Source organism: Paenibacillus terrae HPL-003, assembly GCF_000235585.1.
In the GTDB taxonomy this organism is placed as follows: domain Bacteria; phylum Bacillota; class Bacilli; order Paenibacillales; family Paenibacillaceae; genus Paenibacillus; species Paenibacillus terrae_B.
In genome coordinates, this window is record NC_016641.1 from 3355741 (window position 1) to 3380318 (window position 24578).

At 46.4% G+C, this 24578-nt stretch carries 22 protein-coding genes and 1 riboswitch; of the genes, 17 read left to right on the forward strand and 5 right to left on the reverse strand.

Features of this window, described 5'->3' with window-relative positions; translation table 11 throughout:
• Window positions 1-136 precede the first annotated feature (136 nt).
• Together HPL003_RS15335 and HPL003_RS15340 are read left to right on the forward strand one after the other, a co-directional pair.
• The gene (locus tag HPL003_RS15335; protein ID WP_014280594.1) at window positions 137-1015 is read left to right on the forward strand and encodes an ROK family protein; all 879 of its coding nucleotides are present in this window, start codon (window positions 137-139) and stop codon (window positions 1013-1015) included.
• A gap of 166 nt (window positions 1016-1181) precedes the next feature.
• The gene (locus tag HPL003_RS15340) at window positions 1182-2189 is read left to right on the forward strand and encodes an HRDC domain-containing protein (protein ID WP_014280595.1); all 1008 of its coding nucleotides are present in this window, start codon (window positions 1182-1184) and stop codon (window positions 2187-2189) included.
• A 78-nt stretch (window positions 2190-2267) separates the two neighbouring features.
• On the opposite strand, the gene corA is transcribed toward HPL003_RS15340, so the two are convergent.
• Window positions 2268-3203 carry a magnesium/cobalt transporter CorA gene (gene corA, locus HPL003_RS15345; protein ID WP_014280596.1) on the reverse strand — a complete coding sequence of 312 codons (936 nt, stop codon included), beginning with the start codon at window positions 3201-3203 and terminating at the stop codon, window positions 2268-2270.
• Window positions 3204-3758: 555 nt separating this feature from the next.
• A riboswitch (SAM riboswitch) is annotated at window positions 3759-3884 on the forward strand.
• A 121-nt stretch (window positions 3885-4005) separates the two neighbouring features.
• Here corA and metA point away from each other — a divergent pair.
• From metA to HPL003_RS30555, 5 genes are all read left to right on the forward strand, one after another.
• On the forward strand, window positions 4006-4923 hold the full coding sequence (metA, locus tag HPL003_RS15350; RefSeq protein WP_014280597.1) for a homoserine O-acetyltransferase MetA: 918 nt from the start codon (window positions 4006-4008) through the stop codon (window positions 4921-4923).
• Between the two features lie 124 nt (window positions 4924-5047).
• On the forward strand, window positions 5048-6232 hold the full coding sequence (locus tag HPL003_RS15355; RefSeq protein WP_014280598.1) for a PLP-dependent transferase: 1185 nt from the start codon (window positions 5048-5050) through the stop codon (window positions 6230-6232).
• A complete protein-coding gene (locus HPL003_RS15360; protein ID WP_014280599.1) occupies window positions 6229-7407 on the forward strand; it encodes a trans-sulfuration enzyme family protein in 1179 nt (392 codons plus the stop codon). Before HPL003_RS15355 ends, HPL003_RS15360 begins: the two co-directional genes overlap by 4 nt.
• A 409-nt stretch (window positions 7408-7816) precedes the next feature.
• Window positions 7817-8950, forward strand: a complete 1134-nt coding sequence (gene mqnC, locus HPL003_RS15365; RefSeq protein WP_014280600.1) for a cyclic dehypoxanthinyl futalosine synthase — start codon at window positions 7817-7819, stop codon at window positions 8948-8950.
• Window positions 8951-9129: 179 nt separating this feature from the next.
• Window positions 9130-9219, forward strand: coding sequence for a putative holin-like toxin (locus HPL003_RS30555; protein WP_007429455.1), 90 nt, complete (start codon window positions 9130-9132; stop codon window positions 9217-9219).
• 211 nt (window positions 9220-9430) lie between these two features.
• Here the strand turns inward: HPL003_RS30555 and HPL003_RS15370 are convergent, their stop codons facing one another.
• From HPL003_RS15370 to HPL003_RS15385, 4 genes are all read right to left on the reverse strand, one after another.
• Entirely contained in the window at window positions 9431-10294 is an 864-nt protein-coding gene (locus tag HPL003_RS15370; protein ID WP_014280601.1) for a YitT family protein, read from the reverse strand.
• 89 nt (window positions 10295-10383) lie between these two features.
• On the reverse strand, window positions 10384-11610 hold the full coding sequence (locus tag HPL003_RS15375; protein WP_014280602.1) for a cation:proton antiporter: 1227 nt from the start codon (window positions 11608-11610) through the stop codon (window positions 10384-10386).
• Window positions 11611-11614: 4 nt separating this feature from the next.
• Complete coding sequence (locus HPL003_RS15380; RefSeq protein ID WP_014280603.1) at window positions 11615-12109, reverse strand: cation:proton antiporter regulatory subunit; 495 nt, start codon at window positions 12107-12109, stop codon at window positions 11615-11617.
• A 204-nt stretch (window positions 12110-12313) separates the two neighbouring features.
• The gene (locus HPL003_RS15385) at window positions 12314-12709 is read right to left on the reverse strand and encodes a hypothetical protein (RefSeq protein ID WP_014280604.1); all 396 of its coding nucleotides are present in this window, start codon (window positions 12707-12709) and stop codon (window positions 12314-12316) included.
• Between the two features lie 206 nt (window positions 12710-12915).
• Between HPL003_RS15385 and HPL003_RS15390 the strand changes: the two genes are divergently transcribed.
• From HPL003_RS15390 to serC, 10 genes are all read left to right on the forward strand, one after another.
• Window positions 12916-13797, forward strand: a complete 882-nt coding sequence (locus HPL003_RS15390; protein ID WP_014280605.1) for a putative sporulation protein YtxC — start codon at window positions 12916-12918, stop codon at window positions 13795-13797.
• 61 nt (window positions 13798-13858) lie between these two features.
• Window positions 13859-14434 (forward strand): 3D domain-containing protein, encoded by a 576-nt coding sequence (locus HPL003_RS15395; RefSeq protein ID WP_043922408.1) that lies wholly within the window; start codon window positions 13859-13861, stop codon window positions 14432-14434.
• Window positions 14435-14519: 85 nt separating this feature from the next.
• The gene (locus HPL003_RS15400; RefSeq protein WP_014280607.1) at window positions 14520-14828 is read left to right on the forward strand and encodes a hypothetical protein; all 309 of its coding nucleotides are present in this window, start codon (window positions 14520-14522) and stop codon (window positions 14826-14828) included.
• A gap of 195 nt (window positions 14829-15023) precedes the next feature.
• On the forward strand, window positions 15024-16616 hold the full coding sequence (locus HPL003_RS15405; RefSeq protein ID WP_014280608.1) for a S1C family serine protease: 1593 nt from the start codon (window positions 15024-15026) through the stop codon (window positions 16614-16616).
• Between the two features lie 147 nt (window positions 16617-16763).
• Entirely contained in the window at window positions 16764-17453 is a 690-nt protein-coding gene (locus tag HPL003_RS15410; protein ID WP_014280609.1) for a response regulator transcription factor, read from the forward strand.
• A gap of 2 nt (window positions 17454-17455) precedes the next feature.
• Window positions 17456-18934, forward strand: a complete 1479-nt coding sequence (locus tag HPL003_RS15415) for a sensor histidine kinase (RefSeq protein WP_014280610.1) — start codon at window positions 17456-17458, stop codon at window positions 18932-18934.
• Window positions 18935-19044: 110 nt separating this feature from the next.
• On the forward strand, window positions 19045-20001 hold the full coding sequence (locus HPL003_RS15420) for a 4-hydroxy-3-methylbut-2-enyl diphosphate reductase (RefSeq protein ID WP_014280611.1): 957 nt from the start codon (window positions 19045-19047) through the stop codon (window positions 19999-20001).
• A gap of 268 nt (window positions 20002-20269) precedes the next feature.
• Complete coding sequence (gene aroF / locus HPL003_RS15425) at window positions 20270-21307, forward strand: 3-deoxy-7-phosphoheptulonate synthase (RefSeq protein ID WP_014280612.1); 1038 nt, start codon at window positions 20270-20272, stop codon at window positions 21305-21307.
• Window positions 21308-21578: 271 nt separating this feature from the next.
• Entirely contained in the window at window positions 21579-23003 is a 1425-nt protein-coding gene (glnA, locus tag HPL003_RS15430; RefSeq protein ID WP_014280613.1) for a type I glutamate--ammonia ligase, read from the forward strand.
• Window positions 23004-23320: 317 nt separating this feature from the next.
• Window positions 23321-24412 carry a 3-phosphoserine/phosphohydroxythreonine transaminase gene (gene serC / locus HPL003_RS15435; RefSeq protein WP_014280614.1) on the forward strand — a complete coding sequence of 364 codons (1092 nt, stop codon included), beginning with the start codon at window positions 23321-23323 and terminating at the stop codon, window positions 24410-24412.
• Window positions 24413-24578: the final 166 nt, after the last annotated feature.

Genomic DNA, 24578 nt, shown 5'->3' on the forward strand with positions numbered 1-24578 from the left:
CGGAGCTCGCATTACACATATGGGGATGCTGGCGCTTGTGCGTTAGTATCCTTTATAGGGATTGACCTTGGACACGTTTCAGGCGAATATAGGGTAGAGGGAATCGGATCATGACTGAGAGGGGACAACAGCAGCTATGACAGTATTGGGAGCAATTGAGGCAGGCGGTACCAAATTTGTATGTGGAATTGGCAACGAACGGGGAGAGGTGCTGGAGCGCGCGAGCTTTCCGACAGCCACGCCAGCAGAAACGATGGCGAATGTCGTTGCATTTTTTGAAGGGAAGGGTATTGAAGCGCTGGGCGTAGGGTCGTTCGGGCCGATTGATCCTATCGAAGGCAGTAATACATATGGCTATATTACAACAACGCCAAAGCCGCATTGGGGCAATTATAATCTGATCGGCAAGCTGAAAGAGCATTTTGATGTACCTATGGGATTTGACACGGATGTGAACGGCGCAGCATTGGGTGAATCCATCTGGGGGGCAGCCAAGGGACTGGACAGCTGTCTCTATATTACGATAGGTACAGGCATTGGAGCGGGTGCTTTGGTCGGTGGAAAGCTGATCCATGGATTATCCCATCCTGAAATGGGCCATATCCTGGTGCGTCGTCATCCAGAAGATACTTACGAAGGGACATGTCCTTATCACGGAGATTGTCTGGAAGGATTAGCAGCGGGTCCTGCGCTTGAAAAAAGATGGAAGGTCAAAGGACATGAACTTTCTGTGGATCACCCGGCTTGGGGGATGGAAGCTTATTATCTGGCACAGGCTTTGATGAGCTATGTATTGATTCTTTCACCGCAAAAAATTATTATGGGCGGCGGAGTGATGAAGCAGGAGCAACTGTTCCCACTCGTTCGCGCCGAGCTTCAAAAACTGTTGAACGGATATGTACAGCATCCGAGTCTGACTACAGAAATGGATCAATATATCGTGGTTCCTGGCTTGGGAGACAATGCCGGATTGTGCGGTGCTCTTGCCTTGGCAAAGGAAAAGCTGAACAAATGAGAATTTCGGGTTGACGGCGATCCGAGGTACGGGTATCATATAGGCAACAGTATAGTACGGCTCAAAAAGGGAAGCACCTTTCTTGCGAATACGCAGGATAGGTGTTTTTTTTGCGTTTGGCGTTGTACCGGACTGTAACCCAATGATAAGCATGGAGGAAAAAAGCATGGAAATTGTATTTTTAAACCGCTTGTCCAAACGGAATGAACAGGGCCAAGAGCTATTTGCCCAGGTATGGATTGGACAACATGATGGGGTATGGAGTGCAGGATGGAGCACACAGCACAGCTTGGATGAAAGCACAGATGATCTTTGGTATGAGGGCAGCTTGTGGCAGGAGTTGCTGCATGTATACCGCCATGAGCTGGCGCTTAAGATGGCAGAGGGCTACAGACCCTTAATCCATGGTGTTTTTCATGAGCAGGAAGGGGCAGCAGGACGTGGACAAACATTACAAAAACTGTATTGCTATAGTGATTTGTTTCCACGTGATGATGTGTATGAGCAATTGACGATGTGGAGACGGCAAAAGGCGGCTGCCGAGAGAAAAGCACCTTATTTTATCGCTACCAACCGTCTGCTCCGGTTGATTAGCGTCTATCTTCCCCATACCGAGGAGGAGTTGCTGGAGCTACCAGGGATGGGGCAAGTTAAAATATCTCAATATGGGCCAGAGCTACTGGCTATTACGACACAAAATGACCGGACTACGCCATTTCCGCTAAATTGGGTAACAGAGACACTGGATGAGGAAGTTTTCTTATCGTGGCTGTACAAGCAAAAAGAAACCCAGTATAAGCAGGAACTGAATAAATTCAGTCTGACAAAAACCATTATTGAAGGTATTTCAGACGGTCTTACATTGGAGCATATTGGACTGAAGGCGGGGTTACATCGTAGAGAAATGATTGAAGCAGTGGAGCATTTGGATAGAGATGGAATCGATATGGAAAAGCTGATCCGTCAGGAATTGGTGAACGTATCTGAAGAAGAGCAGATGGCGATCTGGTCTGCGTATGAAGAACTGGGGGATACGCTGCTCAAGCCCGTCATGCTGCGGGTATATGGTGAGGAACAGGCTGCGGAAACGGGACTGGATCAAGTTTATGAGCGGCTGCGTCTGATTCGTATCCGTTTTCGTCATCAGGTAGCATCAGATCGACATGCGGGATAACATAGCGCAAATATAAAAATAATCAAACAAAAAAGCAGCAGCTATATCCTGTGAGGATACGGCTGCCGCTGATATTTTTCAAACCCAATCCTTCTTGCGGAAAATACAGAACATGCTGACACCCAGCGCCACCATAATACCAATGACGACAAAATAACCATAACGTGTATGAAGCTCAGGCATATTATCAAAGTTCATACCATAAATTCCGGTAATAACAGTCAACGGCATAAATACGGTTGTAATCGCTGTAAACACGCGCATGATTTCATTCGCACGGTTAGCGATACTGGATTGATAAGCTTCTCGAAGGTTACCCATTAGATCACGGTAAGTTTCGAAAGTCTCCGAAATTTTCACAGCATTTTCATAAATGTCGCTGAAATATTTTTGCAATTGATCGTCGATCAACCGTAAATCCCGTTTGTTCAGCGTATTGATTACTTCTTTTTGCGGACCAAGCACTTTTTTTAGCCACAGAATCTCACTGCGTAAGCCGATAATTTCATTCAAATGCGATTTTTTCGTATGCATCAGAATGTCTTCTTCCAGCTTTTCAATGCGAACCTCAATTCGGTCACCAACCAGAAAATAGTTGTCAACGATCAAGTCGATCAACAGATACATAAAACGGTCAGGCTGACTGACCTCCTGTTCCCACAGCATAGGCTTGAGGGTGCGTAGCTCATTGATTTTCTGCTTCGTCACCGTAATGATAAAATGGCGGCCTAGGAAAATGTTCAAAGCACGTAAAAATATTTCTTCATCATCAAAACGAATACTGTTTACAACGATAAAATAATGGCTCTCGTAAATTTCAATCTTTGGACGCTGCTCTTCTTCACTCAAACAGTCCTCTACCGCGAGATCATGCATGGAGAACAAAGGTTGGAGCACTGCCAGATCATCAACATCGGCATCAATCCAATAAAAGCCTTCTGCTGGTGGAGTAAGCGCCATTTCAATTTCTTCGACAGGGGTAAAAACCCCGTTGTTTACCAAACGGATTTTCATATATGTCACTCCTTATGCTCCGTCGTAACGGAAAATACGTGTACCTCAAGCATAAGGAATGGACTCAGTTAGCCAGTTAGCCGGATCGGGTAAGCGGCATCCCCATCAAAAGCCAGAGGCTTTTGGAGCATGCAGAGCCTGGCGTCCCGTCTTTCGGCAAGCTGAAGTCATTCCTATGCTGTTGTTCAGGGATCGCCGCCTATTCGGACTCGGGTCGCCTTCCATTCCGGATTCACCTCACAAATGTTCTTTTTTAGGTTGCCACAGTATCGCAGAAAGCACTCTAAATCTGCACCACTGCTTTATATTCTCGCCTATAGCACTTGTATAGTATAACGCTCGGCCTACAGCCTTTCAAGCGCAAAATCATGGGCTAAATCAACAGTAGTGACAAGAGCTTCGGCGATAGGGGAATGTATGATTTAACATATGGAAATGTAAGACGAAATGTGAATGCAGGGGCACAAAATTACAAGTCCCATCTTGACGAAGCCCGGCGGATGCATTAAAGTGAACAACAAGAACTTTTTATAAACCCAAAATGAATATAGCGAAATCTTATCAAGAGCAGGTGGAGGGACTAGCCCGATGATACCCGGCAACCGGCGATTTTAATCGCACGGTGCTAATTCTTGCAGGACGCGCGCTTTTTACAAAGAGCGATGCCCTGACAGATGAGAGAGGCGCATATGGATACAAATATGACCTTTCTCGTAACCGAGGAAGGTCTTTTTATTATATGCCCGGCATCTCAACATGACGATTTTCGCAAAAAACTTCACCGAACAAGGAGTGAATTTACATGCCGATTAAAATTCCGGATACACTACCTGCCAAGGAAGTGCTGGAGGGTGAAAATATTTTCGTAATGGATGAAAGCCTGGCCTATCATCAGGATATTCGTCCGTTGCGCATCGCCATTTTGAATTTGATGCCTACCAAAGAGACAACGGAAACCCAACTGTTGCGTCTGGTCGGCAATACCCCGCTTCAAGTGGACGTTACGCTGGTGCACATGAAGTCGCATGTATCTAAAAATACATCGCAGGAATATTTGAACATGTTTTATAAAACCTTTGACGAGATCAGAAACAGCCGTTTTGACGGTATGGTTATTACGGGAGCACCCGTTGAACAGCTTGAGTTTGAAGATGTGAACTACTGGGAGGAAATCCGGCAAATTTTTGAATGGACGAAAACGAATGTAACTTCGACCATGCATATCTGTTGGGCCTCACAGGCGGGTCTGTACCATCATTTCGGCGTTCCTAAATACGGACTTGATTACAAATGTTTTGGCGTGTTTTCACATAGCGTTAATAAACCTAAAGTGAAGTTGCTACGCGGTTTTGATGAATTGTTTTATGCACCTCATTCCCGGCATACAGAGGTTCGGCGCGAAGATATTGAGCATATTGCCGAACTCGAGCTTTTATCCGAATCTGAGGAAGCCGGAGTATATCTGGTAGCTACGCGTGATGGCAAACAAATCTTTGTGACTGGACATTCCGAATACGATTCACTTTCCCTGAAATGGGAATATGATCGTGATGTCGCCAAAGGGATGGATATTGAAGTACCGAAAAATTATTTTCCCAACAATGACCCTGAGCGTACACCGCCCTCAACCTGGCGTGCGCATGCCAATTTATTATTTTCAAATTGGCTCAACTATTATGTATACCAAGAAACCCCTTTCGATATCGGGCCCCAGATTTAAAAAGGGGCTTAAAGTTTATATCTACGCAGTACCACCTTGCAGCAGCGCAGCAGTATAGATATGATAATCCAATTTTGCAGCATATGTTATAGCACCTATTATGGAAATGAACAGGAGGATTCATATGAGTGAGAAACAGTGGAAAATCGAAAGCAGATTAGCACAAATTGGTTCAATCGAAGAGCCGGTAACCGGAGCAGTGAATTTTCCGATTTATCAATCTACGGCGTTTCGCCATCCCCGTTTGGGTCAAAGCACAGGATTTGATTACATTCGGACGATCAATCCGACACGTAAGGTGCTGGAAGAGGCGTCCGCTACACTGGAATCCGGTGATGCAGGCTTTGCATGCAGTTCAGGTATGGCGGCGCTGCAAACGGTATTTGCCCTGTTTGGTCAAGGAGATCATTTGATTGTATCGCTGGATCTTTATGGAGGCACGTATCGTTTGCTGGAACGAATTTTATCCAGATTCGGTGTGACGGCGAGCTATGTGGATACGAATGATCTTGAAGCAATCGAGCAGTCATGTCGACCGAATACCAAAGCGGTATTCATTGAAACACCTACGAATCCATTAATGATGATTACGGATATTCGCGCTGTAGCCGAATGGGCATCACAACGTCAGTTGCTTACCATTGTAGATAATACCCTGTTAACACCGTATTTCCAGCGTCCTTTGGAACTGGGTGCCGATATTGTGGTACATAGTGCAACCAAGTATCTGGGCGGACATAATGATGTGCTGGCAGGCTTGATCGTAACCAAGGGTAAGGAGCTATCAGCCGAAATTTCCTTCCTTCATAATTCCATTGGTGCTGTACTTTCTCCGAGTGATAGCTATCAGTTGATGAAGGGCATGAAAACATTAGCGCTGCGTATGGATCGGCATGAGCACAATGCGACGGTGCTGGCCAATTATCTGTTGACGCATCCGGCGGTGGCTGAGGTGTTTTATCCGGGGCTTGAGGGACATCCTGGTCGTGAAATTCAAAGTAAACAATCCAGCGGCAACACAGGTATTTTCTCTTTTAAAGTAAAAGATGCCCGTTATGTGGAGCCATTGCTTCGAAACATTAAGCTTATTGCTTTTGCAGAAAGTCTGGGCGGTGTGGAATCGTTAATGACTTATCCTGCTGTGCAGACACATGCCGATATACCGGCCGAGATTCGGGACGCAGTTGGAGTAGATGATCGGTTGCTGCGCTTCTCCGTCGGCATTGAACATACGGATGATTTAATTGAAGATTTGCGTTCAGCGTTGGAGGCGGCACGTCAGGAAATTGAAGGAGGACAACAGCAATGATTGAGGACGTGCGGAAAATCGGGCAAGAGTCGGAAAAAGAACGGAAATTCGCTACCAAGCTGCTGCATTTTGGCTCTGAAATCGATAGTGTTACGGGGGCGTCGAGCGTACCGATTTATCAGGCGTCCACCTTTCACCATCACGATATTTTCAATCCTCCGTTGCATGACTACAGCCGTTCCGGCAATCCGACACGGCAAGCTTTGGAGGACTACATCGCCTTACTGGAAGGCGGGGCTAGAGGTTTTGCATTTGCATCGGGCATGGCGGCCATCTCCAGTACTTTTATGCTGTTGTCCGCAGGGGACCATGTCATTGTTTCGGAGGATGTATATGGAGGGACCTACCGCCTGCTGACTTCTATTTTAAAACGGATGAATATTGAAACCACCTTCGTCGATATGACGGACATCAACCTTGTAAAAGAAGCATTGCAGGAAAATACGAAGGCAGTGTATATGGAGACGCCCTCCAATCCAACCCTTAAAATCACCGATGTGGCAGGGGTAACGGCTTGGGCACAGGAGAAAGGACTTCTGACGCTGCTGGATAACACCTTTATGACGCCATATTATCAACGTCCAATTGAGCAAGGTGTCGATATTGTATTGCACAGCGCAACCAAATTTCTCGGCGGCCACAGCGATGTATTGGCAGGTCTTGCGGTAGCACGTACGGAGTCGTTGGGCAGACAAATCAAGCAGCTTCAAAATGGACTTGGAACCGTATTGGCCCCACAGGAGTCGTGGTTGCTTATGCGCGGGATGAAGACACTGGAAGCACGTATGGCTCACAGCGAAAAGAGTGCAGCGAAGCTGGCCAATTGGCTGAACGAGCGAAGTGACATTGAGGCGGTATACTATCCGGGTCTGGAAAATCATCCGGGGCGTGCCGTACATGAGAGCCAATCCAGTGGATACGGTGCGGTTATCTCGTTTGATGTAGGTTCCGGTGAGCGTGCAAAAGAGGTACTCAACCGCATACAAATTCCGATTGTGGCGGTAAGTCTGGGAGCTGTGGAAAGTATCTTGTCCTATCCGGCGATGATGTCACATGCGGCAATGCCCCACAGTGTACGTCTGGAGCGGGGAATCACGGACGGTCTGCTACGTTTCTCCGTAGGTCTGGAGGATATTGACGATCTGATCAGTGATTTAAATGAGGCTCTTCGCTAAAACGACAACACGGCATAATAAACATAAAATCTAAAAAAGCAGCAAGCTTCTGTGTAGTGGGAAGCTTGCTGCTTTGTGTAAGCACGACATGGCAGAGGACAATATGAACGGTGTTGCACAACCCCATTTTCCTATTCCATGGGACAATGTACCATAGAATTATAGCTTGTTCGTTTGCATCATCTCCTGGATAGAAAGCAGAAAGAAACGGGAATAAGTATGGTTCCTTACCTAAAGATATGTTAGTATTATCCTTAGGTTTTACTATGCTATATAGCACAGACAAATACAAAGCCAGTCATGAACACATATAATACGACAGGGTTCGAACGCAGGTTTGTGAAATCATTCTCGTTCATAAGTCCTGTCTTTCATTTCGTCCCCCTGTGAAAGCGAAGGAGGATACACCATGAGTGTAATCGACCATATTTTAGATAAAGCCCTGCGCGGCGAGCGCCTGAATTTAGAGGACACCGTTGCTTTGTTCGAGTCAGACGAGGTAGAAAAGATCGGCCACGCGGCGAACAAAGTGATGAACCGTATGCATCCTGATCCGATCAAAACCTTCGTCATCGGACGAAATATTAACTATACGAACGTCTGTGACGTATATTGCCGCTTTTGCGCTTTTTACCGCAGACCGGGTTCAGATGAAGGCTATGTCCTGCCCGATGAAGTGATTTTCCAGAAAATCAAGGAAACACAGGATGTAGACGGTACCGAGATTCTGATGCAAGGCGGTGTGAATCCTAATCTGCCGTTCAGTTATTATACCGATTTGCTCAAAGCGATCAAGGAGCGTTTTCCCGATATTACGATGCACTCCTTCTCGCCGGCTGAAATTCATAAGATGAAGGAAAAATCCGGCTTGTCCATGGAAGATACGATTCGAGCAATCCATGAAGCCGGACTGGATTCCCTGCCGGGCGGGGGTGGAGAAATTTTGGATGACCGCACACGCCGCAAAATCAGCCGTCTCAAAGGCTCGTGGCGGGATTGGATGGACGTGATGCAGACCGCTCACAAGGTGGGTATGAATACAACTGCCACGATGGTTATCGGCTTTGGCGAGTTGATGGAGGAGCGTGCGCTACATTTACTGCGTGTTCGTGATGCCCAGGACGAGTGCATTGAAAACAAATACAATTCCGAAGGCTTCCTGGCCTTTATTCCATGGACCTTCCAACCGGATAACACAAACCTGAAAAAAGAACGCCAGACACCGGAGGAATATTTGAAGACTGTTGCAATCAGCCGCCTTGTACTGGATAACATCAAACATATTCAGTCTTCGTGGGTAACTATGGGACCGGAAATCGGTAAGAAATCACTGTATTACGGTTGCGACGACTTCGGTAGTACGATGATTGAGGAAAACGTCGTTTCCGCTGCAGGCGCAACGTACAAGGTCAACATTGAATCCATCCTGCAACTGATCCGCGAAACGGGTCATATCCCGGCACAACGTAATACCCGCTATGATATTATTCGTACCTTTGACGGTGCCAGCAGTATCAAACATGATTTTATCATGCAAAATTAGGAATACATTCGTTAATATATCGTAATCACTACAAAACGCTTATCTATCATTAATCCGTGTAGAGGGATTAGTGTAAGATAAGCGTTTTTCTTTCTCTTAATAATATCCATATGGTATAATATCCCTTAACAACAGAATGGCTTAGATGGGCGGTCGGCTAGTCTCCTGCGAAGGAGGTGATGCCTGTGGAGGTTAAAGATACGCTGATGTTGATGATTCAATTTGCAACATTGGTGATCTTGATTATTTCCTTCAACAAAAAGAAATAGACCGCCCTCTGGAAAAGGAATGCGGTCATATTTCGATGACTAAAACTTTTTGAACAGCCACCGCCCTTATAAGCGGCTGTTGCTAAAGAGTGAGGATGCTACAACATCCTTACTCTTTTTTTAGTGTATACATCTTAGCTATATTTTATCATATTGCCAACCAACATGACAATGGAGTAAAAGCGTGTTACGGCAAATATACTTGGCTTTGCTACACTTCCCATCGCTTCAAATACAAAATCTCAGCCTGGGGGTCGGCCATTTGGATGACCGCCTTAAAGCGCTGTAAATCCAATAGATGAACGCTGTAGACGATGACCTGTTCAACTTTTTCCTCGGCCAGTTTACCTCTATTTTTGCCCTGTATCTTTGCAGGACTTCCCACAGGTGTACTGTGAATGCGGAGCCTGCGGTATAAGGCTTCTTCGACGGTTTGCTGATCCTTACTGACGACGCAAACCATCCGAGTCAGACCGGTAAACATTAGTCGGGTCGTTTCATAGGCAGCAAGGCAGGATAGGGCTGAATACAGAGCTGGCTCCCAGCCTAGCACGAAGCCAGCCGTAATTAGCAGCAAACCATTACAAAGCATCACAATTTGTATCAACGGAATCTTCCGATGCGTCAGCAACAGACTGGACGGTCGGCCATCGTCAGATTGGTTCAGCCCCAGAGAATCAAGCAAACCTCCATGACGGGCCGCCAGCCCTGCGCCAAGTCCGATGCAGATCCCCCCGCCCAGAGCGCATACTACCGGGTGGCCACTCACTGCCGGGAAAGGGGACAGAATGATGGCTGAGCCTGAAAAGGCGAACAAACCGGGAAGCGCCCGAAGCAGCATGGGCTTGTGGGTCGACAGAGAATACAGCAGCATGAGCGGCAAGTTCAAAATGAATAGCAGTAATCCAAAATGCTCTTGTGTGTAAAGCGACACGAGTCTGGAGATACCTGTGACGCCACCAGCGATCATATCATGCGGATGCAAAAACAATTCCAGACCGACGGATGCCGTAATTCCGCCAATCACCGAATAAAAGACAGGGAACCTGCTCGCATCTCCCGAAGCGGGCTTCACAAGCCGCCTCATAGAGCTTCGGCATGTTTTACAGCGTGCGGCATAGCCTTCCCTCCTATGGATTGTCGTATCCAGCGTTTACATTTCAGCTACACCGAGTTCCTCTCTTCCTTTCGAAGGCGCGGGTCCTTGAATTTGAAAACCTTATTCAGCATATTAAAAATAGGTTTTGACTGCTTTGTGAGTAACGGACCCATAATCGCTAGTATGAGTACATAGATAGCTGCAAATGGCTGAACAATATCCATTAAACCGCCCTCTTTGCCCAAATTAGCCATAATGATCGAGAACTCACCGCGGGCCACAATCGTCAAACCGATATTGGCTGATGCCTTGGGTGACAGAGAAGCGGTACGTCCAGCCAGCATCCCGGCCCAAATGTTACCGATTAACGTAAGAATGACGGCTGCCAGCGCAAGCCATATCGCGTTTCCTCCCAGAGATAGTGGATCAATAGATAGTCCGAAGCTGAAGAAGAACAAGGCGCCAAAGAAATCACGGAAAGGAACAATCAAATGCTCAATCCGTTTGGCATGCTCCGTTTCGGCCAGCACAAGTCCGACCAGTAATGCCCCGATGGCTTCCGCCACATGAATTGTTTCCGAAAAACCGGCCACAAGAAACAAAGAGCCGAATATAACAAGTCCGAATACCTCATTGGAGCGTATACGAAAAATCCGATTTAACAGAGGGACGGCCTTGCGGCCGATAATAATAACAGCGAGCATAAAGCCAAGCGCGATTAGCGCCGATAGCAGTACACCCCCGAGCGAGGATGAATCGCTGAGAACCAATCCGGAGAGGATGGAAATGTAGACGGCGAGGAAAACGTCCTCAAACATAATAATGCCCAAAATCATTTCGGTTTCGGCGTTGGCGGTCCGCTTCAGATCCACCAGCACCTTGGCAGCAATGGCGCTGGAGGAAATTGTCGTGATCCCGGCAATGACGAGTGTCTCTGCAATGGGAAAACCAGTCAAAAAGCCGAGCGCCAGCCCTAAAGTAAAGTTAATACCGATATATATGGTGCCGCCCACTGCGATGGAACGGCCTGATTTAATCAAACGACCTACCGAGAACTCCAGTCCCAGGTAGAAGAGAAGAAACAGCACCCCGATTCTTCCCATAAAATCAATAAAAGGCGCGCTTTCGATAAAACGAAAATCAAAATGCCACAGCTCCATCGCATGCGGTCCGACTGCCATTCCAATCAGGATATAAAAAGGGATAACCGAGAAGCGCAGTTTGGTGGAGATGAGTCCGGCTGCGGCGATCAGAGCAATAGCCAATCCAATCTCAAATACCAGATGATCCATCCAATCACCCGCTTCCGTTCATAAGAATTTGTTTAAAGCGTTTTTGCTGATCACGTTCCCCGACCACGACCACAGTAGCATCCTCACTAATAATCACTTCCGGACCGGGATTTACATACTTGTTCCCTTTTTTCTCTACAATGGCAATGACCGTAGCTCCTGAATTTTGTCGTACATCCAGCTCACCGATGGACTTGCCAACACTAGCATAGTGAGGTTCCACTCTGTACCATTCAATAATAAAATCGTCGAACGTCATTTCTACGCTTTCAAGCTGCTTGGGCTTATACGTCATGCCACCGATAATGGAGGCCACCAATCGCGCTTCCTGATCATTTAGGGTCGTCATGGAAATACTTTGTTCCAAATCCTCATAATCAAAATGATACAACTCGCGTCTGCCGTCATCATGAATAATAATGACAATGCGATCGCCACTTTCCGCATCTATTCGATACTTAATCCCGATTCCTGGCAAAATAGACTCTCGAATATCCATTTGAATGCCTCCTGTATTGTGCTTTTGTTTAAAATTGGTATGGGAAATAAATCACATACTTTAGGTGTGATATGGAACTTTTTCTTCATGGTATTAAATTACATTAATTGGCATAAAAAAGGACAGAGAACAGACTTACTTATTAAACCCATTGGGGAAATTTTACAAAAAAAACATGCAAATATGGTGTGCATGCAAGAGGGGTTAAGCCACATAACTGGAGGTGAATTTGATGGGGAATAGGTAGAGTTGCTTTTTCAGCTTGTAGATGACTGGAATAAAAGGCAGACGTAGTTTTGGAATACTCATCAGTAAGACCAATGCTACCAAAATGACAAAGGGAAGTGATTTGGCCGCAGCAATCACCAGATGAAGGATCGGAGAGGATTTGCGTATGGCTGGTTTGGAGTGATGCTCCAGCCCATGGGAGTCCGTTTCCAACGAAGAAGCTTTAGTAATCGGCATGAGAGAAGATCCCGCAGTAAACTGGAGGGATTGAGTAGTATCTTCCGCGTGAAACGTCACAGGAAGGGACAAAATCTGAACGAGGCTCAATATGACAATCATGAGTGTACGCAGCATGTTCAGCATCGTTGACATCTAATCCCCTCCCTCTTGTGAAAAATTCATATTACTATAACCTTAACATACCCAACCCTAAATATTCAAACGTCATAACACCAAAACCTTCTCTTTGAAACCTGATTATTCTCATTTTACGCTGTTTCCTGTTTCCAGTCGTTCACTTCGTATAACCCTTTGGAGCCCGCCATATACTGTAATCAGTGATCGAAAGGAGTGAGCCAATGGAACTGTTTACAGTGTGGACCCATACAGACGGAAATCAGGAAAGCGACCGTTTTTATCAGGTGGTCAAAAGTAGAAACAAAGGACTACATATGTCACGGCGCGGATTTCGATTCACTTTCAGACAATTGGAAAACAAAGTGGCATGGACATGTAAGGGGACGGAGAGCAATCCTGCATTTGAAAGCTTTCTCCCCTGTGTATACAGCATCATGGCTTCCGCGATAGCGGATTATATTATCGAAGTCAAGGAATGGGGGATGCTTAATCTGATTCTCGCCAAAGCCTGCTCGCTGCTGGAGGAAGAGGATACGGAACGGATTCGCAGCATGATGCATTCTTTGTTAAAGGATGATGGCTCAAGAGGGCGTATGAAGCGTCACGGAAAACTGGCGGCTTTATTGGAAAAGGATTTTAAGGAGCTGCGCGTAATTAATCTGGAAGGGCTTGTTCAATTCAGGTTGAACGCATACAAAAAAGAGCTTGAGGAAATCGTCGACTATGCCATGGAAGAATTTTGGGCGGATCGGCAGTATGAAGAATTTATGGGATTGCTCAAATATTTTGTGTTTTTCCAGGAAAGTAAAGTTCCACTGGTGCATGTGCTTCATCAGGGTGGACATGATTTTACCATCCTCGATAGCTCCATGGTGCCGATACCGACACCCGACGGAGATGATATTATTGTGGAGATGCCAGGGGTTGAACTGGAAATGGAAGTCGAGGACAGAATCGTTAGTGCACTCATTTCGATTTCTCCTGCTTCCATTATATTACACACAGACGACGAGCACACCCCTATTGTGCAGACGCTCCTGCATATTTTTGAAGATAAAATGAAGCTCAGCAGGCTCTATCCCGGGCAGGATGTTCAAAAATAATCAGGTGCTCGTATAAACCAACGGATTTCTGGAAAGCCTTTGCCTCAAGGGGAGGTTTTTTATGAGATCCATGTTGGTATGGAAACGGATTTTGGGAACCGTGTTAACCACCACTTGTCTGGTATTGCCCGGCAATGAGGTTTATGGTCACAAAGAGCCGGTCCAGCATAAAAAAGGGCAGTCAACGCCTGTTTTGGCTCCGCGGGAGGAGCAGGTGATTACAACCATGACGGTCACGGCAACAGGATATACAGCAGGCTATGAATCCACTGGCAAGCGGCCAAGTCATCCCGGTTACGGTATTACGTATTCCGGTGTTAAAGTGCGTCGTGACAAAAACACCCTGTCCACGATTGCGGCCGATCCCAAAACATTTCCTTTGGGCAGCATTTTGTACATTCCAGGTTACGGCTACGGCATTGTAGCAGATACGGGATCAGCGATCAAAGGCAATAAAATCGACCTGTATTTCAAAACTACCCGGCAGGTGTATTCGGAGTGGGGCAAGAAAGAAGTGGATGTGCAAATTATTAGAAAAGGAAACGGAAAATGTACGGAGAAGATGCTGAATTCGCTGCAAAAGGTAATCGAGACGCACAAATCCATTCCGGCCTCTACGCTGGATAATTCCATATAATTCGTGTATATTGTCCTTCCCGGCTTCACATACTATGTTGCGGGATAAAGCTTATCCCGAAAAACATATTGGGAGGTTGAGAATTATGCCAAATCAAGGCGGAAATTCTTACATGAATCAAGGCAACAAAGCAAACGCAGGGAGTCAGTACAAAGCAGAATTTGGCCAAGATAACTCCGTAGGAGTCGTTTCTCAAAAGGTGAAAAAGTCCGAGCAAAATAAAATTCAGGACAACTTCCAGACACCAAATGAGAAATATGACGAAGAATTCGCAGCAGATCAAGGCGGCACAAACTCTGTAGCACAAAAGGTACAAAACTCCAGCCGCAGCAAAGTTCAAAACAATGCTCAAACACCGAACGAAAAATTCGACGAAAACTTTAACACGAAATAAAAAAGCATATACGATTGACAATGCTCCGGATTCATATCCGGGGCATTTCGTGTTTGAACAAGACGCAAGCGGTTATGAGTTAAAGGTTTTATCTCCTTTTTAATTGTTTTTAAGGTGGAATTAAGGTTTAAAGTGCAAAATAAAGTCAGCTAAACAACACCACCTTGAAGCATAGGGTTTGGGAGGAGATATACAATGGACGAATTTAAAAATAATAATTCCGGACGCCGGGATGACAACGATCAGGTTGAATCCGATAAAACAACTCGGCAAAATGATTCAAACGGTTCCTCATATTACTATTCGTATGGTCCCTTTTCTTCGGTTCAATCAGATGGACAACGCAAGGATGGGAAGCTTGTAGAGAAGGACGTTGAGATTTCGCCACCGCAGGCGGTAAAGCCTCTTCCTTCCTCTTACCATCGTGCCGGGGCTGAGCAACAACAAGACGGCTCGGGTCGGAACGGCGGTAACTGGCAATTTAAACAAAATAAACCCAAGTCCCAGGTAAAGACGATTTTTCTATCCTTTTTGGCCGGGATGCTGGTTATTACGGTTCTGATGTACACGGCTGACCGCACGAATATGTTTACACCTGAGACGGCGTTGACTTCGGCGGTAGCTGAAAGTGGAGCAACGACCAATTCGGAAACGACGAGTCAATCTCCTAACGCAGTTCCGGCTGTGATGCCTTCCGGCACCGCAGATGTTCAATCCGTTGTGGCCAAAGCGGGTCCGGCAGTCGTCAAAATTGAAACACTGGCTAAGCAATCTAGTAGCAGTGGCAGACAAAGCAGTCCTTATTATAATGACCCGCTGTATCAATATTTTTTTGGTAATCAGTATGGAGACAGTGGTAATAGCGGAAACAACGGCAGCAATGAAAATGGAGGCAGCAACAGCGGACAACTGACTCCGCTTGGTATTGGTTCCGGTTTTATTTTCGATAAATCGGGCTACATCCTGACGAACAATCACGTTGTTGAAGGCGCGAATGTGGTCCAGGTCACGGTAGAGGGAACCAATAAACCTTATGAAGCCAAAGTGCTGGGTAAAAATGCCGACCTTGATTTGGCTGTGCTGAAAATTGAAGGCAAGAATAACTTCCCGACGGTAACGTTAGGCAACTCCGAAAATGCTAAAGTCGGGGAGTGGATGGTAGCTATTGGTAACCCTGAAGGCTTCGAGCATTCGGTAACAGCCGGGGTGCTGAGTGCGAAGGAACGTACGATTACCATTAACAGTGAGTCTACGGGAAAACCGACTCAATATAAGCATTTAATTCAGACCGATGCGTCCATTAACCCGGGGAACTCTGGTGGCCCCTTGTTGAACCTGCAAGGACAGGTTATCGGCATGAACGTAGCTGTCAGCGCTGACGCACAGGGCATCGGGTTTGCGATTCCGTCCAATACGATTTTGGAAGTCGTTGACAAGCTGAAAAATAATCAGCCTATTCCGAAAGAACCCGTTCCCTTCATTGGCGCAAGTCTGTTGAATCTGAGTCCCGAAGTAGCCAAGGAATTGGGGACAACCCTGACTGAAGGCTCGGTGGTGCGGGATATTATCTACAAATCACCAGCTTATCAGGCGGATCTGCGTCCTTATGATGTGATTATCGGAGCTAATGGTACTCCTTACAGCACATCACAGGAGCTGATCGATTTCATTCAAAAGCAAAAAGTGGGTACAGCACTGACGCTTAACATTGAACGGGCAGGACAGAAGAAGGATGTTCAGTTAAAAGTGGGTAACAAGAACGACTTTAGCTCGACTCTTCAACAGTAATCCAATCATTTTTTAAAAGTGAAAATGTGAAAAGAAACGGAAGGAAGCTACCTTCCGTTTCTTGCTGTATGCGGCGGCAAGATGCTACACGCGTCTACTCCTGCTACAATAGAGTGAAAAGAAGATAATAAAGGAGTTCGATGGTGTATGCGTTCTACCATTCTGATTATTGATGACGATGAAAAAATTGTGTCCATGCTGCGCAGAGGGCTGGCCTTCGAGGGCTATGAAGTGATGACGGCTGCCAACGGCGCAGAGGGATTGAATAAAATGCTTACAGCTGAGCCTGATGTTGTCGTGCTGGATGTGATGATGCCGCAACTGGATGGTTTCGAGGTATGTCGTCGCATGCGGGAGGGAGGAAGTACGGTACCCGTTCTAATGCTTACAGCCAAGGACGAGGTGGAGAACCGGGTCAAGGGATTGGATCTGGGTGCAGACGACTATCTCGTCAAGCCGTTTGCTCTGGAGGAGCTACTGGCTCGTGTGCGGGCGCTTCTGCGCCGTAAAACCGACCAGCAGGATCATAACGGACATCGACTGACCTTCGAAGATCTACAACTGGATAACGAATCGCGTGAAGTGGTTCGCGGTGGCAAGCGGCTGGAACTGACGGCTAAGGAATTTGAACTGCTCCACTTGTTTATGCAAAACCCGAAGCGTGTTCTGTCTCGTGATCTGATTATGGACAAAATTTGGGGCTATGACTACAGCGGTGAGTCGAACGTGCTGGAAGTATATATTGCCATGCTCCGACAAAAAACGGAGCAGGATGGCGGCAAACGGCTCATTCGTACGATTCGGGGAGCGGGTTATATTTTAAGAGGTGATGTGTAATTATGTCCATTCGGTGGCGACTGACAGCTTGGTATTCCAGCATCTTGGCTATAGTACTTGTTATGTTTGGACTGGCTATTTACGGACTGGTATATTATTACACATATAATGAAGTGAAGAGTCAGCTTATGAACCAGACGCCACGTATTAACAAGCAGCTACTGCTTACCGTCAAAGGAGGACTGTTTGAGGTCCCCAATCTGGATTTGGGCTTGGTGCAGGGTCGTGGGATTGATGAATCCCAGCTATATGTACAAATTTATAATTATACATCCGGCGTCACCAAGACGACGCAAAATATGAAAAATCTCGATATTACCTTTCCGGTTCCATCTACAGCGGCTGGAGCGGTTCAAAATGAGGGAATTCGACGTGTAAGTGTGGATGGGGATTCCTTTATGATTTATCAGCAACCGATCAAATCTGAGGAACTGGGATTAGTGGTTGGACTGTTACAGGTGGGGCAATTTACAGGCTCTCAGGATCGGCTTATGAACAGGCTGCAAAGTGTGCTTGTATACGGTTCGTTATTTGCTTTAGTCGCGGCTGCGACCTCAGGCCTCTTTTTAGCTCGCAAGTCCATGAAGCCGTTGGTCAAGGTGATCGAAGGGGCTAATCAGATTCAGTCCAGTAATGATTTGAGTGTCCGCATTGAGTATTATGGACCGCCAGATGAAATTGGGCAACTGATCGCGACGGTTAACAAGATGCTGGGGCGTACGGAGGTTTTTTATAAGGAGCTGGAGGATGCTTATGGAGCCCAGCGCCGCTTTGTAGCCGATGCTTCCCATGAACTGCGTACGCCGCTTACGACAATCCGAGGCAACGTTGATTTTTTGCTTAAAATGTGGACTACCGAGCCGGGAGACCGTCCCAATATGGATGAAGCGATGATTCGTGAACTCTCCATGGAGGCCCTGAGTGATATGGCGGATGAAGGGAAACGGATGAGTCGTCTGGTTGGCGATATGCTATCGCTCGCCAGAGCAGATACAGGGAAAACATTCGAGAAGGCCCCGGTGGCGCTGGAGCCACTCGTAAGTGAGGTTGCCCGGCGTGCTCAATTTTTGGAGCGGACGTCCGAATGGAATGTGGGTGACTTTTCGATACTGAATGGCGTTTATATGGATGGCAGCAAGGATTACCTACAGCAAATGCTGTTCATTTTCATAGATAATGCGTTCAAATATACACCTGAAGGTACGGTCCGGTTTGATGCTATCGTCTATCAGGGACAGGTAGGTCTGCGGATTAGTGATACAGGCATCGGGATGGACAAGAGTGAGGTTCCCTTTATTTTTGACCGCTTTTATCGGGCGGATGAGTCACGTGGGGTGACAGAGGGAATTGGCTTGGGTTTGTCCATTGCCAAGTGGATTATTGATGAGCATCACGGGTCCGTGGAAGTGGTTACACGCCAAGGGGAAGGGACGACATTTATCATCTGGCTTCCGGTCAGCTTTTCCGCGCCTTTGGAATAGGCTATAATAGGAAGGCAACTACATCATAGAATTGGCCGGTAAAGGCTTGGATGCCGCAGCTACCCAGTTTTTGGAGCTGTCTACTGTGTCGAAGAAAGCGGGTGCTATTTTTGGAAGTGCTCAGAATTTCGCCCCGGGGTTACTGCTACGGCGTAGTCGATGCCATGGTATTGGCTCGTCAGGCGGCCAGAAACTTGGACTTACCTCGGCCTATTTATATACTAGGCATGATTGTGCATAACAGTCATGTCACAAATTCCTTCGAGGACGAGGGAATTATTACACTGGACGGCCCTAACCGCATGGAGATTTTAAGCCAGGTGGAGAGTGGTACCGTTATTTTCACCGCCCATGGTGTATCCCCTGAGGTTCGCAAGCTGGCTCGCGATAAGGGGCTGACTACGGTTGATGCAACCTGCCCAGACGTGACGAAGACCCATGATCTGATACGGGAGAAGTCTGCCGAGGGATATCAGATTATTTATATCGGCAAAAAGAATCATCCTGAGCCGGAAGGGGCCATCGGCATTGCGCCCGACCATGTTCATCTGATCGAGAAGGAAGAGGAGATCGACAGCCTTACCTTGTGTGCGGACAAAATTCTAATCACGAATCAGACGACCATGAGTCAGTGGGACATCAAGCACATTATGAAAAAGCTGCTGGAGAAGTTCCCGGGTGCCGAGATACACAATGAAATCTGTCTGGCCACGCAAGTGCGTCAGGAAGCGGTAGCGGAGCAGGCCGGACAGGCGGATCTGGTGATTGTCGTTGGTGATCCGCGCAGTAACAATTCAAACCGATTGGCTCAGGTGTCTGAGGAAATTGCGGGTACAACAGCTTACCGTATTTCCGATGTAACCGAGCTGAAGCGGGAATGGCTGGAGGGTGTTCACAAGGTAGCAGTGACCTCTGGAGCTTCTACGCCTACGTTGATTACGAAAGAGGTTATTTTGTATCTGGAGCAATATGATCCGGCTAACCCGGATACATGGGAGATTCAGCGGACGATTGATATGAAGAAGCTGTTGCCTCCTGTGCGTGAAAAGTCAAAAACGACTAAATAATTTGTAAACTGATCATAGCTGCTATTCGGGAAGGGACTCCCGGATAGCAGCTTTTTTGAATTGGACGATAGACCCACCCGGACTAAATCGGCATCACGAGGATCGAAATTGCAGGCCAGTATTCAGGATAATTAAGTCTTGACGTGTACAGGCAAAACAGGTATATTTACTTTAACGAATAAAAGCTTAAAAGCGAACAAGCGTTTAAGTGTCATAATATCATCTATACGTGATCCATAAAATATGTTTAATAGAGAGGAAGAAAAATATGATCGTTATCGCTGGTGTCCAAACACCTGAAGAACATATCCAGGCTATTGTTGCAGTTATTGAAAAAGAAGGTTTGCAGGCTCACGTTTCCCATGGATCGGATCGTACGATTATCGGGCTGATCGGCAGTGTAGAGCCCAAGTTGGCTGAACACCTGCGCCAAATGAAGGGTGTAGAGAATGTAGTCAAAATATCGAAGTCTTACAAATTGGCGAGCCGTGATTTTCATCCCGAAAATACCGTCATCTCTATCAAAGGTGTGAATATCGGTGGAGGCGAGCTTGTTATTATGGGTGGACCATGCGCCGTTGAGTCTGCTGCGCAGATTGACGAAATTGCTTCATTGGTTAAAGCAGCGGGCGCACAAGTTCTCCGTGGAGGTGCTTTTAAGCCACGTACGGGTCCTTACAGCTTCCAAGGAACGGGTGTAGAAGGTTTGATCATGATGGCCGAGGCGGGCAAGAAGCATGACCTGCTGACCATCACAGAGGTTATGACACCCGAATACGTGGATATCTGTGCGGAATATGCGGATATTTTGCAAGTAGGTACACGTAACATGCAGAACTTTGATCTGTTGCGCAAGCTGGGAACCTGTGGCAAACCAGTACTGCTCAAACGTGGTTTCAGTTCGACTTACGATGAGTTCCTGAATGCTGCCGAGTATATTTTGGCGGGCGGTAACCCGAATGTTATGCTGTGTGAGCGCGGAATCCGGACATTTGAAACCTACACGAGAAATACGCTGGACCTGTCAGCTATTCCTGTTCTGCAACAACTGAGCCATTTGCCGGTTATTTCCGACCCGAGCCATGGCACGGGTCGTCGTGAGCTGGTTGTTCCTATGACGAAGGCTTCCGTGGCTGCCGGAGCAGATGGGTTGATTATTGAAATGCACACAGACCCTGACAATTCGATGACGGGTGATGGTGTACAATCCCTGTTCCCGGATCAATTTTCAGATTTGCTGAAAGATTTGGAATTGCTGGCTCCAGCTGTAGGAAAAACATTTCATACGCCCAGTACCATTTCTTAAAACCAATACTTAACATTAATGCATAAAAGTTTTGCCGCAACGCAGTAATTTGATTAAAATCGCCCCAAAAGCCCGAGGTTTCGGGCTTTTTGTGCTATTCAAATGTTATCAAGAGCGTAAGCATATCTAACATTAGTTTAAAAAATACCTTACATAGCTATTGACCCGTGTCATGTTTGAGATTTATAATGACGACAGAAAAAAACATTCGATCATGAACATTTCAGGGTTGTATAAGACTTAATGTTCGGAAAATTGGGAGGAAGAAGACATGTCCGTTGAAAATGTATTAAAAACAATTCAGGAAAATAATATTGAGTGGGTAGATTTTCGCTTTGTAGATTTGTCCGGCCGTGCTCACCATATTTCGTTGCCAGCTTCCGAAGTAGATGAAGAAACATTTGTTAACGGTGTTGCTTTCGACGGTTCTTCCATCCCCGGCTATCGTGGCATCGAGGAATCCGACATGGTTATGCTGCCCGATCCGGAAGCGGTTTTTATCGACCCTTTCACTCAGCATCCTACACTGAATATTCTGTGTGACATTGCTACGCCAGACGGCGAAAAATACGACCGCGATCCTCGCGGCATTGCAAGAAAAGCAGAAGAATTCCTGAAAACTGCTGGTGTAGGTACGAAAGTTAACTTTGCACCTGAATCCGAATTTTTCATTTTTGACGAAGTGCGCTACGGAAGCAGTATGAACAGCTCCTCCTTCTTCGTAGATTCCGAAGAAGCAGCTTGGAACACGAATCGCAAGGAAGAGGGCGGCAATCTGGGCTTTAAAGTGGGAGTGAAGGGCGGATATGTGCCTGTAGCGCCAGTAGACACCCAACAAGACATCCGTAGTGAAATGTGCCGTTTGCTTGAAGAAGCAGGTCTGAGAATTGAGCGCCATCACCATGAGGTTGCTACGGCAGGCCAGGCGGAAATTAACTTCCGTTTTGATACACTCAAGAAAACAGCTGATAATCTGCTTGTTTATAAATACATTGTACACAACACAGCTCGTCAATACGGTAAAGTGGCAACATTTATGCCAAAACCACTCTTTGGAGACAACGGAAGCGGTATGCACGTTCACCAATCCATTTTCGATGGAGATACTCCTTTGTTCTACGAAAAAGGTGCTTACGCTAACCTGAGCGAGCTGGCCCTTCATTACATTGGCGGTATTCTGTACCATGCACCAGCGCTGATCGCTTTGACGAACCCAAGTACGAACTCGTTCAAGCGTCTCGTTCCAGGCTATGAAGCTCCAGTTAACCTGGTATTCTCCAAAGGTAACCGTTCTGCAGCTGTTCGTATTCCAGTAGCGGCTGTTACGCCTAAAGGCTGTCGGATCGAGTTCCGTACACCGGACTCCACAGCTAACCCTTACCTGGCCTTCTCTGCAATGCTGATGGCGGGTCTGGATGGCATCAAGCGCAAACTGAACCCGATCGAATTGGGATATGGTCCACTTGATACGAACATCTATGAGCTGTCTGAGGCTGAAATTGGTAAAATCCGCAGTGTTCCTGCTTCGCTGGATGAGGCTCTGGACGCTCTGGAAGCCGACTACGAGTTCTTGACAGAAGGCGATGTATTTACGAAGGACTTTATTGATAACTATGTAGAACTTAAACGTTCTGAAGCCAAATCGGTTAACATCCGTGTTCATCCGCACGAATACAGCCTGTATTTCGACTGCTAATAGCAGTTAATAAATGAGCTGCATGGTTGCCTTGAACAATCATTAGCTAACAAAACAAGCAGCATAGCTGCCTTGAATACTAACCATTTATCTGTGGGTAACGGTTAGTATTCAAGATAGGTCTCCGGTTTTTAAGCCGGGGACCTTTTAACATTAAATTAAATACCACAAAGTTAAGATGTTAAATATACTTACATTCACATCTTTGTCACATCGTAAATGAAATCGGCAAGATTTTTTAACAAGTCTTGAACGCTCTTATGATTACTGCTATCATAGCGATAATATCCGCACCAGAGTAGAGAAGGGATGGGAATTTGTTGAGTAAGAGAGCCTATAATTTTAATGCAGGACCAGCGGCATTGCCGCTCAAAGTGCTGGAACGTGTACAAGCTGAATTCGTAGATTTTCAGGGAACAGGTATGTCCATTATGGAAATGTCTCACCGTGGAGCTGTGTATGAATCTGTTCATAATGAAGCGCAGGAACGTCTGTTATCTCTGCTAGGCAATCCAGAAGGCTACAAGGTGTTATTTCTGCAAGGAGGCGCTAGTACGCAATTCGCTATGCTGCCCTTAAATTTCTTGAGCGAAGGGCAGACAGGAAGCTACATCATGACAGGAAGTTGGTCAGACAAGGCTTATAAGGAAGCCAAGCTTTTGGGCAAGGCCCATATTGCTGCATCCTCTGCTGATGAAAAGTATATGCGTCTTCCGAATGTGGATTCTTTGGACTTGCCTGACAATACTGCTTATGTGCATATTACGTCCAACGAGACGATTGAAGGCACACAGTTCAAGCAATTTCCGGATACCGGTTCTGTGCCGTTAATTGTGGACATGTCCAGTGATATTTTTTGCAAGCCGTTTGATGCTACTCAATTCGGATTGATCTATGCGGGAGCACAAAAAAATCTGGGTCCTTCCGGCGTAACAGTCGTGATTGCTCGTGAAGAACTGTTGACGTCCTCACCGGACAACGTTCCTACCATGCTGCGCTACAGCACTTATGAAAAAAATAATTCTCTCTACAATACACCTCCATCCTTTGCCATATACATGGTGAATGAAGTGCTGAAATGGATTCAGGAAGAAGGCGGCCTGGAAGGCATTGAACGCGTCAACCAGCAGAAAGCTGCTTTGCTCTACGACCGTATTGACAGCAGTGGAGGCTTCTACCGTGGTTGTGTAGATGTCGCTGACCGTTCCATTATGAATGTGACCTTCCGCCTCGCCAATGAAGACTTGGAAAAGCAATTTATTAAGGAGTCTGAGCAGGCCGGTTTCGTCGGTCTGAAGGGACATCGCAGTGTAGGAGGGCTCCGCGCTTCGATCTACAATGCCGTTCCACTGGAGAACTGCCAAGCGTTGGCCGAGTTTATGGATAGCTTTAAGCAGCGTCATAGCTGATTGTAACGGACATATATTTCGATACACGAATGTTGGAGATCGAAAAAAAACAAAGTAAAGCCTTCCCTGAACGTGTATAGGGGAAGGCTTTTAGTGGTGTAGAGCGATTATTTTTTGGTTTGATGTTCATATCTCACCGATTTTGTTAAAATAATAGAATGTGTAA